Source organism: Hassallia byssoidea VB512170, from assembly GCF_000817785.2.
Classification (GTDB): Bacteria; Cyanobacteriota; Cyanobacteriia; order Cyanobacteriales; family Nostocaceae; genus Hassallia; species Hassallia carrinoi.
On the sequence record NZ_JTCM02000144.1, the window covers coordinates 1 to 14,949 of the forward strand.

The 14,949-nt window shown below is 41.7% G+C and carries 15 protein-coding genes; 9 read left to right on the forward strand and 6 right to left on the reverse strand.

What is annotated here, in order from left to right:
• Positions 1 to 160 precede the first annotated feature (160 nt).
• Positions 161 to 907 carry a DUF561 domain-containing protein gene (locus tag PI95_RS31880; RefSeq protein WP_039738590.1) on the forward strand — a complete coding sequence of 249 codons (747 nt, stop codon included), beginning with the start codon at positions 161 to 163 and terminating at the stop codon, positions 905 to 907.
• Between the two features lie 89 nt (positions 908 to 996).
• Here the strand turns inward: PI95_RS31880 and PI95_RS31885 are convergent, their stop codons facing one another.
• Positions 997 to 2,145, reverse strand: coding sequence for a DegT/DnrJ/EryC1/StrS family aminotransferase (locus PI95_RS31885; RefSeq protein ID WP_039738588.1), 1,149 nt, complete (start codon positions 2,143 to 2,145; stop codon positions 997 to 999).
• Positions 2,146 to 2,487: 342 nt separating this feature from the next.
• Between PI95_RS31885 and PI95_RS31890 the strand changes: the two genes are divergently transcribed.
• Positions 2,488 to 3,264, forward strand: a complete 777-nt coding sequence (locus PI95_RS31890) for an ABC transporter permease (protein WP_039738587.1) — start codon at positions 2,488 to 2,490, stop codon at positions 3,262 to 3,264.
• A 6-nt stretch (positions 3,265 to 3,270) separates the two neighbouring features.
• Positions 3,271 to 3,459 (forward strand): hypothetical protein, encoded by a 189-nt coding sequence (locus PI95_RS31895; RefSeq protein WP_163519378.1) that lies wholly within the window; start codon positions 3,271 to 3,273, stop codon positions 3,457 to 3,459.
• Here PI95_RS31895 and PI95_RS31900 read toward each other — a convergent pair.
• Both PI95_RS31900 and argS read right to left on the reverse strand, forming a co-directional pair.
• The gene (locus PI95_RS31900) at positions 3,403 to 5,187 is read right to left on the reverse strand and encodes a hypothetical protein (protein WP_201280690.1); all 1,785 of its coding nucleotides are present in this window, start codon (positions 5,185 to 5,187) and stop codon (positions 3,403 to 3,405) included. The genes PI95_RS31895 and PI95_RS31900 overlap by 57 nt on opposite strands.
• 496 nt (positions 5,188 to 5,683) lie before the next feature.
• Positions 5,684 to 7,450, reverse strand: a complete 1,767-nt coding sequence (argS, locus tag PI95_RS31905; protein ID WP_039738585.1) for an arginine--tRNA ligase — start codon at positions 7,448 to 7,450, stop codon at positions 5,684 to 5,686.
• A 218-nt stretch (positions 7,451 to 7,668) separates the two neighbouring features.
• On the opposite strand from argS, the gene PI95_RS31910 reads away from it, so the two are divergent.
• Together PI95_RS31910 and PI95_RS31915 are read left to right on the forward strand one after the other, a co-directional pair.
• Complete coding sequence (locus PI95_RS31910) at positions 7,669 to 8,088, forward strand: element excision factor XisH family protein (protein ID WP_039738583.1); 420 nt, start codon at positions 7,669 to 7,671, stop codon at positions 8,086 to 8,088.
• Positions 8,073 to 8,411, forward strand: a complete 339-nt coding sequence (locus PI95_RS31915) for a XisI protein (protein WP_039738581.1) — start codon at positions 8,073 to 8,075, stop codon at positions 8,409 to 8,411. Before PI95_RS31910 ends, PI95_RS31915 begins: the two co-directional genes overlap by 16 nt.
• A 333-nt stretch (positions 8,412 to 8,744) precedes the next feature.
• Here PI95_RS31915 and PI95_RS31920 read toward each other — a convergent pair whose 3' ends face one another.
• Complete coding sequence (locus PI95_RS31920; RefSeq protein WP_163519379.1) at positions 8,745 to 9,218, reverse strand: hypothetical protein; 474 nt, start codon at positions 9,216 to 9,218, stop codon at positions 8,745 to 8,747.
• Positions 9,219 to 9,757: 539 nt separating this feature from the next.
• The gene (nadC, locus tag PI95_RS31925) at positions 9,758 to 10,624 is read right to left on the reverse strand and encodes a carboxylating nicotinate-nucleotide diphosphorylase (RefSeq protein WP_039738578.1); all 867 of its coding nucleotides are present in this window, start codon (positions 10,622 to 10,624) and stop codon (positions 9,758 to 9,760) included.
• Between the two features lie 204 nt (positions 10,625 to 10,828).
• Between nadC and PI95_RS31930 the strand changes: the two genes are divergently transcribed.
• From PI95_RS31930 to PI95_RS31945, 4 genes are all read left to right on the forward strand, one after another.
• On the forward strand, positions 10,829 to 12,307 hold the full coding sequence (locus tag PI95_RS31930; protein WP_039738576.1) for a CoA-acylating methylmalonate-semialdehyde dehydrogenase: 1,479 nt from the start codon (positions 10,829 to 10,831) through the stop codon (positions 12,305 to 12,307).
• A 25-nt stretch (positions 12,308 to 12,332) separates the two neighbouring features.
• The gene (locus PI95_RS31935; protein ID WP_039738573.1) at positions 12,333 to 12,785 is read left to right on the forward strand and encodes a GNAT family N-acetyltransferase; all 453 of its coding nucleotides are present in this window, start codon (positions 12,333 to 12,335) and stop codon (positions 12,783 to 12,785) included.
• Positions 12,786 to 13,016: 231 nt separating this feature from the next.
• Positions 13,017 to 13,241, forward strand: coding sequence for a hypothetical protein (locus tag PI95_RS31940; RefSeq protein ID WP_236117283.1), 225 nt, complete (start codon positions 13,017 to 13,019; stop codon positions 13,239 to 13,241).
• Positions 13,242 to 13,360: 119 nt separating this feature from the next.
• Positions 13,361 to 13,750, forward strand: a complete 390-nt coding sequence (locus PI95_RS31945) for a hypothetical protein (RefSeq protein WP_039738568.1) — start codon at positions 13,361 to 13,363, stop codon at positions 13,748 to 13,750.
• Between the two features lie 79 nt (positions 13,751 to 13,829).
• Here the strand turns inward: PI95_RS31945 and PI95_RS31950 are convergent, their stop codons facing one another.
• Positions 13,830 to 14,711, reverse strand: coding sequence for a succinate--CoA ligase subunit alpha (locus PI95_RS31950; RefSeq protein ID WP_039738566.1), 882 nt, complete (start codon positions 14,709 to 14,711; stop codon positions 13,830 to 13,832).
• Positions 14,712 to 14,949 lie beyond the last annotated feature (238 nt).

Genomic DNA, 14,949 nt, shown 5'->3' on the forward strand with positions numbered 1-14,949 from the left:
ACGACAAATGTGGACAGCCTTGTTTTGTAGATCCTCGATCCCCCACGACATTTTTGATTGAAGGCTGTCCACATTTGTCTAGGGAAGGATTCGCCCCTCAACCCTTGTAAACACAGAGGCGGTAAAATAGTTCTATTTTCAAAGCTTCAAAAAACGAACTATGATAATGCATCCGATCCAACGTGCATTTGCTAACCGCGACGCTCTCAAAGTTATCAGCGGCTTAAATAACTTTGATGCCGATCGCACAGCCGCTATTGTTAAAGCAGCCGATCTTGGTGGTGCTACTTTTGTTGATATTGCCGCAGATCCAGCTTTGGTTCAATTAGCTAAAAGTTTGACAAAGTTACCAATTTGTGTCTCGGCAGTTGAACCAGAAAAATTTGTTCAAGCTGTTGCTGCTGGTGCTGATTTAATTGAAATCGGCAATTTTGATTCTTTCTATGCTAAAGGACGCCGCTTTGAGGCTGAGGAAGTTTTAGCGCTGACGAGCGAAACTCGCGCCTTACTGCCAGAAATCACCTTATCTGTCACCGTTCCCCACATCCTGACACTGGATAAACAGGTACAGCTAGCCGAGGAATTGGTGAAAGCAGGTGCTGACATTATCCAAACCGAAGGTGGTACTAGCAGCCAACCCACACACCCCGGAACTCTAGGATTAATTGAAAAAGCTGCTCCCACTTTGGCAGCAGCTTATGAAATTTCTCGTGTAGTATCAGTGCCAGTATTGTGTGCTTCCGGCATTTCTAACGTCACAGCACCATTAGCGATCGCTAGCGGTGCAGCTGGTGTTGGCGTCGGTTCCGCCATTAATCAACTTAACAGCGAAGTCGCAATGATTGCTGCTGTGCGTGGTTTGGTGGAAGCTTTAGCGACTGCGATCAAAGTAGGGAGTAGGGAGTAGGGAGTAGGGAGTAGGGAGTAGGGAGTAGGAAGAATTCAACTTTTCAATATCCCCCACTCACCACTCACCACTCCCCACTCCCCTATTTTTTACGCTAAACAATCCTTCAACGCATAAATTACTTGGTCTTGCTGTTGTTGTGAAAGTTCTGGGAACATGGGCAAAGATAAAACCTCATTGCAGGTTTGTTCTGCAACAGGCAATTGTCCTGCCCTGTAGCCCAGACTTTGATAAACTGGCTGTAAATGTAAAGGGTGGGGATAATAAATCATCGTACTTACACCTTGTTCTTGCAACCGATCGCGAACCCAGTCGCGATGTTTAGCGCTGGAACCATTTCGCCCTTCAGATAGTACAAGAATTGTGTATTGATTCCAAACGCCTGAACCACCAGTTAATTCTTGAGGGGGGATGATACCAGGAATTTGGCTGAGTAACTGATGGTAACGTTGGGCGATCGCTCGTCGCTGATTATTCCAACTATCAAGATAACGCAGTTTAATTTGAAGAATAGCCGCTTGTAAAGCATCCAAGCGACTATTTACGCCTATTTCCTCGTGAATATAGCGATTTTTACTACCATGCTCTTTTAATACTCGCAGCTTGGCAGCAATTTCTGGGTCATTAGTTGTTATCGCTCCCCCATCACCGCAACCACCAAGATTTTTAGTTGGGTAGAAACTAAAGCAACCGATGTGTCCAATGCTTCCTACTCTTTGCCCTGCCCAACTTGCGCCTGTAGACTGGGCGCAATCTTCAATTACTATTAGATTGTGAACTTTGGCTAAATCCATCAAAGCAGTCATATCCACAGGTTGTCCAAACAAATGAACTGGGATAATTGCTTTCGTTTTGGGTGTAATTGCCGCTGCTATTTGCTGCAAATCCAAATTATAGGTAGTAGCGTCAATATCAACGAAAACTGGCTTTGCACCCACAGCGCTGACAACTTCTGATGTCGCAATAAAAGTAAAAGGTGTAGTAATCACTTCATCGCCAGAACCAATTCCCAAGGCTCGTAAGGCTAAGTATAGCGCATCAGTCCCAGAGTTACAAGTTACACATTGACTCACACCATGATAAGCGGCAAACTGTTGCTCAAAGCTGGCAACTACAGAACCGCCGATATAACGTCCAGAAGCCAAAAGTTCTAAAACAGCCGCACTCACTTCTGCTTCAATGGTGCTGTATTGCTGCTTATTATCAAAGGCAGGGATAGAATTTATGCTTTGGATCATGAGTTTTCATTTTATTTGAATATTGGTGACTGGGGATTAGGGACGCTTGGACTATAAAAAATGAATGATGACATAATTCTGCTCCAATCCCTAATTCCCAATCGCTGCACGAAACACTTTGACGGTCAATTTTTGCGCTTTTGAATTGTTGATCGAAAAGCTATTTAAAGACTGTCGAACAGAAACCGCCTAAGTAAGGGTTTTTACTTAGGTTTATAATTGGTAAAGCTACCAATCGTTGGCATAAAGGGTGATATATATCAACCAAGATCCAACACCTTGAATTAAAGTTCCAAGTGTGTAGGCGAATGAGCGAAAAAAATTTCAAAAGGTAGAAAATCCATGCAGGATTTGATCAAGTTGGATTTGGTTGATTTGGTTATGGCTGTAGGATTAATGGCGATCGCCATTGGTTTATCTGCGCTTTCGAGACTAGGACTAGAATTAAACTTAGCCCTCGCTACTGGGAGAACCATCCTACAACTACTTGTGTTGGGATACGTTTTAGACTTCATCTTTGCTTTTAATAACCCTTGGGCAGTTTTGGGGATTTTGGCAATAATGCTGACGATAGCAGCGATTGTCGCACGAAATCGCATCAGTCAGAAAATACCCCAGGTTTTGCCGTTAGTCTGGGGAGCAATTTTCATCAGCACTTTTATCGCACTGTTTTACACCAACTTCTTAATTATTCAACCAGAAAGATGGTATGAACCGCAGTATTTGGTTCCTTTAGGGGGGATAATCTTAGGTAATGCCATGAATGCAGCGGCGATCGCCGGGGAACGTCTTGTTAGTACAATTAACTCCAGCCAGCTAGAAATTGAAACCCACTTAAGCTTAGGGGCAACACCTATGCAGGCAATTACTCAATACCGCAAAGACGCCATCAAAGCCGGATTAATTCCCACTTTAAATCAGATGACGCTTATTGGTATGGTCGCACTACCACCAATCACCACCGGACAGTTGCTAGGTGGAGTAACTCCCCTTGATGCTGTATCATACGAAATTTTGATTATATTCGCGATCGCCTTCACCAACTTGCTGACAACTCTCTTAATTACTCGCGGTTTGTGTCGCCAGTTTTTTAACTCCACCGCGCAGCTGGTGAGGTGAGGCAAAGTGGGGGAGGGGAGGAGGGGGGACAAGGGGGACAAGGGGGACAAGGGGGACAAGGGGGACTCCTTAGAGAATATTTCTCCCTTGTCCTCCCCCTCTCCCTTGTCTCCCTTGTCTCCCCCCTCTCCCCCTCCCCTAACCTTCGAGCGATCGCGTATGCACTACTTGACCTTGGGCATCATAGACGATTAAAGGTAGGTTAGCGTTTTCACTAATGGCACTTAATGCTTCTTGCAATACTTGCAAATGATTGGTGATACCAGCAAAAGAACTTGGGTCTTGAGGATTGGCGTTAGCTAAACTATTTTGCAGTGCTTGTTCATACTCAGCGGTGATTTTGACGGTAATTCCTTTGTTGTTTATGGCGAAGGTGCAAATCCGAATTCTACTCGAACAAGTTTTCGCCAAGTCTGTGCGGGTTTGTTCCAAATTAAGCGCAATTTGGGCTTGTTGTTCTGCTTGTTTGAAAGCATTTGTATAAGGTTCAATCAAAAGTTGCGCTTGTGAGTAATAAAAGCTGTCAGCCCGAATCTGTTTGACGGTGTTCAAAGCTAGAGACCAGTTTGCCCGCGCTGCTTGCCATTGGTTTTGTTGCTGATATGCTTTGGCTTGGTTGGCTGTGTTAATAGCTTGTTGATAAGATTTGGCAGCTAATTGTTCAATAGTGGCGCGATCGCGTGCGGTTGCTAGTTTCGCTCTATAATCAGCTAGGAGATTTTGCGCTTCTTCGTATTCTGGGCTAGTCTTGGGAATAATAACCAAGGCATTAACTACTACCTGCCAAGTAGACTGCACTTTTTGCAAGTCTTTAAGAGATTTAACTTTAGTTTCCCACTGTGCAGCTACTTTGGCTACAGATTTTGCTGCTGCCAATTTTTTAGACCATTTTTCTTCATTAAGTAACTGCTGATTTACAGTTTGCAATCTCAGGCGATACAAGGATAATTTGCGCTGCACCAGTCCATAAAGTTCGTTTTCAGGATTGATACCTTCCAATGGTGCGATCGCCTGTCGCCAAAGTTGTTGTTTATTATGTAGTTCTCGTATATTATTTACCGGAGTTTGAGTTTTTAACTCGGCTATTGATGCTGATTGCAAAGCTTTGAGAACCAACTTAATTTTTTCTGACTGCCCTGATAAACTTGTAGAAAGTTGCTCTGCTTCTTGGTGTCGTGGCGACCAAGCAGGAATGTTTTTTAAGTTGGTGCTGGCTGTTTCAAATTGCGCGTGCAGTTTTGCTAATTCTTCAACAGACCTAGCATTGCGCGTTAATTGCTGGGATGATTTTTGTAAAGAAGCCGCTGTTTGTATCTCAAAACATTCAGACATTACACAAGGACGAGTCAACAAGTAAGCACCGGTGCCTAACAATGCAATTCCTGACAAAGCAGCACCCACTATAATCGGTTTGATTGAAGGCGATCGCTTTAAAGTTGTCACAAAAGACAAATCCTCAGCATCCGCCATCGGGTCAAACGCTTCCTCCTCCACAGTTGATGGAGAATAAATTAAAGAAGATAACGGAGAAATTTCTCCCCCTTCTCCCCCTTCTCCCCCATGTCCCCCATGTCCCCCTAGTCCCCCATGTCCCCCTAGTCCCCCTTCTTCCCCTTGTCCCCCCACTCTCACTATCAAAGAATGCTTTCTGTAAGGAAGTTTCTCGCCGACGATTCTGATAAAAATTTCTACTTGTTGGTTTCTGCAACCTGGAAGCGATTCAAGTGCTTCCTCTAGTACTGCGAAAACTTGCTGGGTAGGGGTTGTCACACTTAGAGGATGTTCAGTTAGAATCATTAGCTGGTCATTTTTGACAGCACACTTAACGCGGAAAAGTTCACCAGATAAGACTTCTGCACGTAAGTGTTCCTGCAAAATTGTTGCCAAAAGCTGTAAATCTTCTTGCTGGACTTCTACTTTCATACATCGATCCCGCTGGTCTTCTATATTGTTTTTACTATCTTCGAGTGTATAGAATGAATAACTTCCGTTTTTTGATTGCAAATGCACAGTTTGATCAACCACAGCCTTAAAGTCCGAACGAACAACTTTTTAACACAACTTACAATTTTTTACTAAAAATTAAACTTTCTTAAAATTTAATAATTCTTAAATATTGGGTTTTAACGTTTGGTTGTTGACTATTGACCGCAAATGTGAAGAGGCTTTCTGTGCCTGATTATATTGCAACTAAGGATTTCAGCCAAAGTAGTCGTAGCACAAGTATTCCTCACAAAATTCTTACTGAGACGAAACTATGTAAATTAGGTTTCTAAGGGCGTTTAACTCCGAAAAATCAGACTAACTAGAGGTAAGAGGCAAGAATGATTGTTTCATCTCATTCTTACCACTTGGTAGAGTGACTATTTACAACTTTAGCTTGGGTTAACGTGAGTAAATTTTAAAGCCATTGGAACATCTACATCCTTTCCAATACCTCAATTCCCAACAAGGAAAGTCCCAGTTTCAGGGTTTTAGCAGTTAAATCGCATAGCACTAACCTAGATGTCCGCAACGGTTCTTCTGCATCCAACACTCTAACTCCACGATCGCGATCGTAAAATACATTGAACTTCTGGCTTAGTTGAAACAAATACTCACACAGACGATTGGGAAGTAAATCTTGCTCGATCGCACTTATAACTTCATCCAACTGTAATATATGCTTCGCCAACGTTATCTCTGTTTCATGCTGCAATAAAACTTTCGCATTTCCTAACTGCTCAAAGTTAATGTCACCCTTGCGGCTAATTCCCTGAATCCGCGCATAAGCATACAACATATAAGGTGCTGTATTACCTTGGAGAGCCAGCATTTTATCATAACTAAAGATGTAGCTGCTGGTGCGGTTTTGACTGAGGTCAGCATATTTAACCGCACTGACACCAACTACTTCAGCAACTTTGTTAATAAAGTCTTCAGTTTCTTCACGCTTATCTTCTTGTAATCTTTTTTCTAGGTCAGCACGGACTTTGGCGATCGCACCATCTAACAAATCCTGCAACCGTACCGCATCACCAGACCGAGTTTTCAACTTCTGACCATCTTCACCCAACACCAAACCAAAGGGTGCGTGAACAAACTCTATATTATCTGTAATCCAACCAGCTCGCCGTCCCACTTGAAAAATCTGGGCAAAATGATTAGTCTGTTCTGCACCAACTGGATAAATCACTCGTTGAGCTTTATCTACCTTAACCCGATAACGAATTGCGGCTAAATCCGTAGCTGCGTAATTATAACCCCCATCCGACTTTTGCACAATTAAAGGTAGAGGTTCACCATCCCTATTTGTAAAACCTTCGAGAAAAACGCATTTGGCTCCCTGATTTTCTACTAACAGCCTCAGTTTGTCCAATTCTTCTACTACTTCAGGCAACAACGCATTGTAGAAGGATTCACCCCGCTCAATAAAGGGAGCAATCCCCATTAAATTGTAAATTACTTGGTATGCTCTACTAGATAGTTGACAGACAATTTTCCATGCTAGTAGAGTTCTTTCATCACCAGCTTGTAACTGTACCACCGCTTGTCGAGCAACTTCCTTAAACTCCTCATCGGTATCAAACCGTTTTTTCGCCTGACGGTAAAATGAAGACAAATCTCCTAAATCTAGTGTCTCATCGGTTGTCAGTGCTTCTGGATATTCGGTTTGCAAATAAGCGATAAGCATCCCAAAGGGAGTTCCCCAGTCTCCTACATGACTAATCCGCAGTACGTCATCACCGACAAATTCTAAAATTCGGGAAATGCAATCTCCAATTACTGCTGGACGCAAATGTCCTACATGCATTTCTTTGGCTATGTTCGGACTGGGATAATCGACAATTACCCGCTTTGGGTTTTTGGTGGGTGCTATCCCCAACCGGGGATCGCTCTGAATCGCGTTTAGTTGCGCTTCTAAGTAGGTTGTTTTCAGTTTTAGGTTAATAAAGCCAGGACCGGCAATTTCTGGAGGTTCGCAGATATCACTTACATCCAATTTCTCAAGGATAGCGAGTGCGATCGCTCTTGGTTGTTGTCCTAACTTTTTGCCTAAGGATAAGGATACATTCGCTTGATAATCACCAAACTTAGGATTATTTGTAGATACCAAAATTGGGTCTGTTTCGGCGTATTCCGCGCCAAAAGCCGCTCCCATCGCTTGTTGAAATTTTACTTTAAGTTGTTCTTGTGTAGCGTTCATGTTTAATTTACGGTTCTGCCAAATATCTGGCTTTTGTTTTAAGTTTCGGCTTACAGATGCATTGTAAGCCTTACCCCTACTTCCAGATACCTATGTAGTATAATATTACATTATTTGATTGCTGGGATGTGGGAGTGCGATCGCAACTCCTTAATATAAATCTTGAGCCTTGACAATGTATAGGACTTGCGTTCTACCCAAAATTTTTATTATATTATATGCCCAGACGTGATATCTACCACGATACTGTTAAACGTGCCGGGGAAAAAGCAGGCTGGACAATTACCCACGATCCATTTCCTCTGCAAATAGGTAACAAACGTTTATCTGCTGACTTGGGTGCAGAACGTATAATTGGTGCTGAGAAAGAAACAGAAAAAATTGTTGTTGAAGTCAAAAGCTTTGTGGGTGAGTCGGATGTCAAAGATTTAGAACAAGCGTTAGGACAGTATGTTTTATATCGTCAAATTCTTAATGAGATAGGTGAAGAGAGAGATTTATACCTAGCTGTTTCTCGACCAATTTTTAAGAGTGTGTTTAGCATAGAGTTAGGACAGATTTTGTTAAATAATAAAATTATGAAATTAGTTGTATTTGATGATGTAATAGAGGTGATAGTCAAATGGATACCCGATTAAGATATCAAGAAATAATAAAAAATCTTCTAAAGGAACATGCTCAATATCGTGCGTGTATACCTGATAGCTATGATTCGCAAGTTTTATTTGATGATGAGCGAGGACGCTATTTAGTTTTAGACATTGGTTGGAACGATGATAAATATCTACACGCAACACCGATTCATCTAGATTTAATTGATGACAAAATTTGGATTCAATTTGATGACACAGAGGAAGGTATTGCTAACGATTTATTAGCAGCAGGCGTTCCTAAAGATGATATTGTACTTGGTTTTCGCCATCCTAAAGTACGACAATATACAAACTTTGCAGCGAGTTAGACCAATTTTTGATGATTCGCGCCGATTATTTTTTTAGTTTTGAAGATGTGTAAGAGAATTACGAACTGACTTGTCAGTAGAAGCGCGATCGCTCTCATTCATATTTCTCTTTTGCAACATCAGTAAAATTACGATAAAAGTATTAATTGGTTGTAGTTAAAAAACTCTTATTTCCCTAATTGTGGGTGTTTAATTGCGATCAACTTTTCTTTGACCTTTTCATCTAAGACATTCATGAATAAGCTTTCAATTGATTGACTTTTTTATTGATTTAGTACTTTAATTTCGGCTTTTAAGGTGCAAATTATTAGGTAGCTTATCTTTTTAGTACTGTTATACTTCTCCCTGAATAATTTGGGACAACTCACTACGACTGCGATTTGCTTCTGACCAAAAAGCCACCAAAAAAATAATTAATAGTAGCATAGGTAAACCCACATGTAATGTAGTCTCATGAAGAGGTATGCTACCCGTTAAGGTTATAGAAACGAGTGTACTAAACCAGACTAAATACCAGAATCCTAAAGATGCCATTACAAAAGGATGTATGCTCATTTGTACATGAATCAAAGTTTGGTGAGATTGTACTTCAAAGCGTCCTCGAATCACTGGTAAAAATGAGTTGCGATAGTGAATTATGCGATTGATTCGGAAACCTTCTTCAGAAATGGTTCCTTGATAAGGGGCGTGTCTTGTAGAGAATCTAAATACTTTCGGTGGTTCAACTTTTGCATTCAGCCGTTGCAAAACTATCGGCAGTGAATCAGAGGTCGAAATTATCCAGGTATCGTAGGGTAGTATTTTCATAATGCATTGGGCTGCTGACTGATAATAAAACCGTGATAACCTGTCGGATAAATAACAATCAAATTCTTCAGCATAGGGTCTTGTTTTAAGTTTTCCCTTAATAATGGTTTTTCTAGCACTTGCTGATAAAGCGAATCTTGGCACAAGCGTACCAGAAAAAACTAGTGCGATTGGGCGTAGGGCGTCTGGCTAGGGCGTGAACTGGAGTTAGTATACTACAGAAATATGACCGTATTACATAATTGGAAAAATTGGCAGTGGCAGTGCGGTGTGTCAATAAAAAGGATTGTGGGCTAACCAAAATGGGTGGTAAATACAGTCAAGATGGTTTTTGGTGGTGGAGAATCTCCCATGATGGAGATATAGGTTGGGTTCGCGCTGATTATGTCTGCAATGACCCGCAATAATTTATTAGGAACCGTCGTAGAGACGTTCCATTGTCACGTCTCTACAATATATATGCCAACGTCAGACATGATATTATATCAATCTTTAATGCAATTCCCCGAAAGCGATCGCCCGTCCGATACTAACTTTAATTATTGAATTTTCATACTCAAATCTAACCACTTTGACTGCGTAATCGGCGCACTACTGGAAATATAATCTACACCGGTCTGAGCTATGAGGCGAAGAGTTTCTAAAGTCACATTACCTGAAGCTTCAATTTTGACGCGGTTATCTAAGTCGCGAATTATCTCCACCGCTTCACGCATCAAATCAAGAGGCATATTATCCAACATAATAATATCAGCTTTATGCTGTAAAGCTTCTTTCACCTGGTCTAAATTTTCCGTCTCAACTTCTATTGTTAGAGGATATGGAATTTGAGAACGGATGCGGTTAATTGCTTCGCCAATTCCTCCCGCAGCCGCGATATGATTATCTTTAATCATCACTGCATCATCCAAACCCATGCGGTGATTTATCGCTCCTCCTACAGCAGTTGCATACTTTTCTAAAATCCTTAACCCTGGTGTAGTTTTGCGCGTATCAACTAACTGAGCGGGTAAATCAGCTATTTCTGCTGTATATTTACGAGTTAGAGTAGCGATACCACTCAGACGCATAGCTAAGTTGAGAGCAACCCTTTCCCCGATTAATAATGCATCTAGTGAACCTTGCATTTCTGCGATTACTTCCCCAGGTTCGCACTGTTGCCCTTCAGCCGCAACAGCCACAAAGCTGACTTTTTGGTTTAAAAGTTGAAAGACTCTCGCAGCTATTGGTAAGCCGGCTATCACTCCTGATGCTTTCGCCACCCATTTGGCTTGTCCTTCTATTGTATTCTGGGATAAAAGACTTTGGGTTGTGCGATCGCCTCTCCCAATATCTTCGATTAACCAGCTTTGTAACAATTGATCTAATATCAGAAATGGCGGTAATACAGGTGTTGAAATTTTCATTATTTAAATAAAAGTAATGTTTATAGAATAACTTAAGAGAAATATTCGCTCTTTGATTAAACTCAGGATTTAGGCAGAATTATGGGAGAACGAACCGCAGAGAACGCAGAGAACACAGAGTTTAGGAGAGTTTGGGAGAGTTTTTACGCTGATTCTGTGAAGTTAAAGGCAAAATAGTTATATTGCATCTACATTTTTCTTTCCATGAATACTATTCCCACTTTACACAATTACATTAATGGTCAATGGTATGCATCTACTGCTACAGAATACTTAGAAGTTATCAATCCAGCAACGATAGAGATATTGGCTAAAGTCCCTTTATCGCCAGCATCTGAAGTCAATCAAGCTGCTGATGCGGCAGCGTCCGCTTTTGTTACATGGCGACGCACTCCACCGTCGGAACGGGTACAATATTTATTTAAATTGAAGAATCTGTTAGAAGAACATTTTGAGGATTTGGCACGGACGATTACTTTAGAATGCGGTAAAACGTTGGCTGAGTCTAAAGGTGAAATGCGACGTGCGATAGAAAATGTAGAGGTTGCTTGCGGTATTCCGATGATGATGCAGGGAACTAATTTAGAAGATGTGGCAAAGGGTATTGATGAAATGATGATTCGGCAACCGTTGGGAGTTGCTGCGGTGATTTGTCCTTTCAATTTTCCGGGGATGATTCCATTTTGGTTTTTGCCGTATGCGATCGCCTGCGGGAATACCTACATTGTCAAGCCTTCGGAAAAAGTGCCGCTAACTATGCAAAAAATCTTTCAGCTTCTTGAACAAACAGGTTTGCCCAAGGGTGTAATTAATTTAATCAACGGTGCGAAAGAAGCTGTAGATGCAATTTTAGATCATCCGAAAATTCGCGCAATTAGTTTTGTTGGTTCTACACCAGTCGCTAAATATATTTATAGTCGTGGGGCAGCCAATGGAAAACGCCTCCAATGTCAAGGGGGCGCGAAAAATCCGATTATAGTCTTGCCGGATGCAGATATGGCAATGACTACCCGGATTGCGGCTGATAGTGCTTTTGGTTGTGCCGGACAACGTTGTTTAGCTGCTTCAATTGCGGTGACAGTGGGAGAAGCGCGTCATACATTTACTTCCGCGATCGCCGAAACTGCAAAAAACCGGATTGTCGGTAATGGTTTAGACCAAGGTGTAGAAATGGGACCAGTAATTGATGTCCGCAGCAAAACGCGGATTGAAAGTTTAATTGAAAAAGGAGCAAATCAAGGGGCAAAGTTATTAGTAGATGGTCGCAGTCCTCAGATTACGGGCTATAAAAATGGTAATTTTATTCGCCCAACGATTCTGCAAAATGTAGATCCAGTTGGTGAAATTGCCCGCACAGAAATTTTTGGTCCGGTACTGAGTTTAATTCACTTGAATAGTATTGATGAAGCGATCGCTTTAGTTAATAGCGGTCAATACGGCAACATGGCTTGTTTATTTACTACCAGTGGCGCAGCAGCTCGTAAATTCCGCTATGAGGCAGAAGCTGGTAATATCGGCATCAACATTGGTGTTGCCGCACCTATGGCATTTTTTCCCTTTAGCGGTTGGAAAGAAAGCTTTTTTGGTGACTTACACGGGCAAAGCAATCACGCAGTAGAATTTTTTACTCAAACGAAAGTAGTAGTTGAACGCTGGCGCGATGAATGGGCGCGGCAGTTTTAAAATAAGTATGATTTCTTGCCACAAAATGACAAAGGAATTACTGAGTGATGCTTTTGGTTTACTCAGTGAATTCCTGAAGGAAGACGAATACTATCTTGACAGTAGCAGTGCTTACGGTGATGGTGGTAATGATGCTTTACAAAGCGCTCTGGAACTGTTTTTGCAACACCCAGAAATCGGCTTTGTCTGGCTGGCTTATGATGACACAAAACCTGTTGGCGTTTGCGTAGTTTGCTTTGCCATCTCTACGTCTATAGGGGCAATTGTAGCAAAACTTGATGATGTATTTGTTACAAAAAATATGCAAAACCAAAAAGTTGGTTCCACACTAATTACTTCTCTCAAAGAAGAACTACGCCTGTTAAATATTCGCCGAATTGATACGAGTGTTCATTTACACAATAATGCGGCACGTCGTTTTTACGAAAAACATGACTTTTTGCGATTAAATGAAGAACGATTATCTTGTCAGCTTTAACACATCAAAATAATATCATGGGAGCGCAAATCACACATACTGTAGAGACGCCTCTGCGCGGAACGTCTTTACGACGGTAGCGATGTTTTTATTACTCAGTTGATAAAAAAATTGGTTACGGATTCTGGAATCGGAATTTTCTGGTGGGTATTTACCTCAAGAGTAAAACCAACTATATAACTTATCTCCATGAAATATCTTACCCCAGAAATAATTCGAGCTATAACCCCCATGTTTATTGCAAGTGTGGGAGCCATCATTGGTGTTGCTGTTTTATTCTCACCAGGCATTAGTGATGCAAAAACGTCTGCTGGTTTTGGTCTTGCTGGAACGGCGATCGCTGGTGCGGCTGGACTTGCTCAAAGTAGCAAAAATGAGCCGGACTTTTCAGTGAAGAAGCAGGGGGACAAGTTGGAAGTTGAAACCCCAGCCTCTGAGCATAGTGACAGAGATTAATTTTTTGGGCACTCAAGTGATGTGAAATTCGTCACAGTACAGGTTTATTGACCAACGTGCATTTAGTGATAATTTTGACAAAAAGTTGATCTAAATGCAGGTAATTGGAGGAGAAGAACGTGAAAACAGCGGTTATTGCCAAAACACTAATTACATCGTTTAGTTTATTAGCTTTACTTGCCCCAGGTCGAGCATCCGCTCAAATCGTTCCCCAACCGTGGGTTTCTGTTGGTAGCCAAGAAGGTGATATAACTTATTCTGTAGGAGCGAGAGCTTTGAATCTAGGGGCTGAATTGGGATTTGGTCCTGACGGTTCTACTGGTGTAGATGTACTAAAATTCATTTCTTTGCCAGTGATTTCACCTTATGTAGGAGTTGGATTATATTCAGCAGATAAAGGTGTTGCCGTTTCTGGAGGTGTTCAGGTAGGCGCTACCGATAATCTTTTTGTTGGTGCGGGTTACAATTCTGTTCGCGGATTTAATGGACAATTGGGAGTAAGATTTTAGTTTTTTCTAATCTTATTTGTGTATAAAAAAGGGTCAAGATTGAAGAAGAAAGAAATTCTTCTTTCTTGTCCCATTTGCTTTATTTCAGTGCCTTTTTGACTAATTCTGGAATTTGAGAAGGACGTTCGGCTACTGGTACATTTGCTTTTTTGAAAGCGGCTAATTTACTTTTTGCTGTGCCAAAGTCAGGATCGCGTCCGATAACAGCTGCTAAAGTTCCTGTTTGACGCCAATGTTTTCCTGGTGGTGCGTGTGTGCCGGCGATATAACCAATAACCGGTTTATCAATAGCCTCAGCAATGTACCGCGCTGCAACTTCTTCGCTACCTCCACCAGGTTGACCAACTATAACGATCGCTTCTGTATTTTCATCTTCATCCAGAATTTGCAGCCATTGCAAAAAAGATGAACCCACGATCGCATCACTACCAATACTCACACTTATTGATTGCCCCAAATCAGCTCTTGTTAATTCCCAAGCGATTTCATAGGTGAGGGTGCTGCTACGACTGACGATTCCCACCGATCCTGGATTATAGAATTCACTAGGTTGAGTACCTAAGAGAATTTTGCCGGGGACGATGATTCCTGGACTATTTGGTCCGACGACCACAGTTTCTTTAGCTTCGGCTTTGCGAAGTAATTCCACCATATCCAAAGGTGGCACGCCTGCGGAGATGATAATTAATTGGCGGATATCAGATGCGATCGCTTCCAATGCTGCGTCCAGCACTTGGTAAGGGTGTACGCAAATAATTGTGGTATCAATTTGCCCCAATTCCGCTACCACTTCCTCTACTAAGTCAAATACCAGCAAATCGTGCAGTTGCTGTCCACCATATCCAGGATTGACACCACCTACCAAATTAGTGCCATAAGCTTTCATTTGAGCTACATGAGTTGCTGAGATGAATTCACTGAAGCCTTGAATTAACACTTTACTGTCTGGCGTTAAGTTCATAAAAAAGTTAGATAAGTTTGGTGCCACAGCAACGATTAGCCGCCGATATAGACTTGATAAATCGCCTCTATTAGATAAGCGCAAGTTTACATGTGGTTTGGATTAAATTTTATCCCTTCTATGGGGTTTCACAAACAATAGACACTCATTGACAGCCAACATCTGTAAAATGTCGTGGGGTGTTGAGGATCTAGTAAACGAACGCTTGTGCCATTTTTGTCCAGCATCGGACCTAGGG

What these genes read in the sequence shown, in the direction of transcription:
- PI95_RS31880 (WP_039738590.1), top strand. Translation starts at nt 161, where the DNA reads ATGATAATGCATCCGATCCAACGTGCATTTGCTAACCGCGACGCTCTC.
- PI95_RS31885 (WP_039738588.1), bottom strand. Translation starts at nt 2,145, where the DNA reads ATGATCCAAAGCATAAATTCTATCCCTGCCTTTGATAATAAGCAGCAA.
- PI95_RS31890 (WP_039738587.1), top strand. Translation starts at nt 2,488, where the DNA reads ATGCAGGATTTGATCAAGTTGGATTTGGTTGATTTGGTTATGGCTGTA.
- PI95_RS31900 (WP_201280690.1), bottom strand. Translation starts at nt 5,187, where the DNA reads ATGAAAGTAGAAGTCCAGCAAGAAGATTTACAGCTTTTGGCAACAATT.
- argS (WP_039738585.1), bottom strand. Translation starts at nt 7,450, where the DNA reads ATGAACGCTACACAAGAACAACTTAAAGTAAAATTTCAACAAGCGATG.
- PI95_RS31910 (WP_039738583.1), top strand. Translation starts at nt 7,669, where the DNA reads ATGCCCAGACGTGATATCTACCACGATACTGTTAAACGTGCCGGGGAA.
- PI95_RS31915 (WP_039738581.1), top strand. Translation starts at nt 8,073, where the DNA reads ATGGATACCCGATTAAGATATCAAGAAATAATAAAAAATCTTCTAAAG.
- PI95_RS31920 (WP_163519379.1), bottom strand. Translation starts at nt 9,218, where the DNA reads ATGAAAATACTACCCTACGATACCTGGATAATTTCGACCTCTGATTCA.
- nadC (WP_039738578.1), bottom strand. Translation starts at nt 10,624, where the DNA reads ATGAAAATTTCAACACCTGTATTACCGCCATTTCTGATATTAGATCAA.
- PI95_RS31930 (WP_039738576.1), top strand. Translation starts at nt 10,829, where the DNA reads ATGAATACTATTCCCACTTTACACAATTACATTAATGGTCAATGGTAT.
- PI95_RS31935 (WP_039738573.1), top strand. Translation starts at nt 12,333, where the DNA reads ATGACAAAGGAATTACTGAGTGATGCTTTTGGTTTACTCAGTGAATTC.
- PI95_RS31940 (WP_236117283.1), top strand. Translation starts at nt 13,017, where the DNA reads ATGTTTATTGCAAGTGTGGGAGCCATCATTGGTGTTGCTGTTTTATTC.
- PI95_RS31950 (WP_039738566.1), bottom strand. Translation starts at nt 14,711, where the DNA reads ATGAACTTAACGCCAGACAGTAAAGTGTTAATTCAAGGCTTCAGTGAA.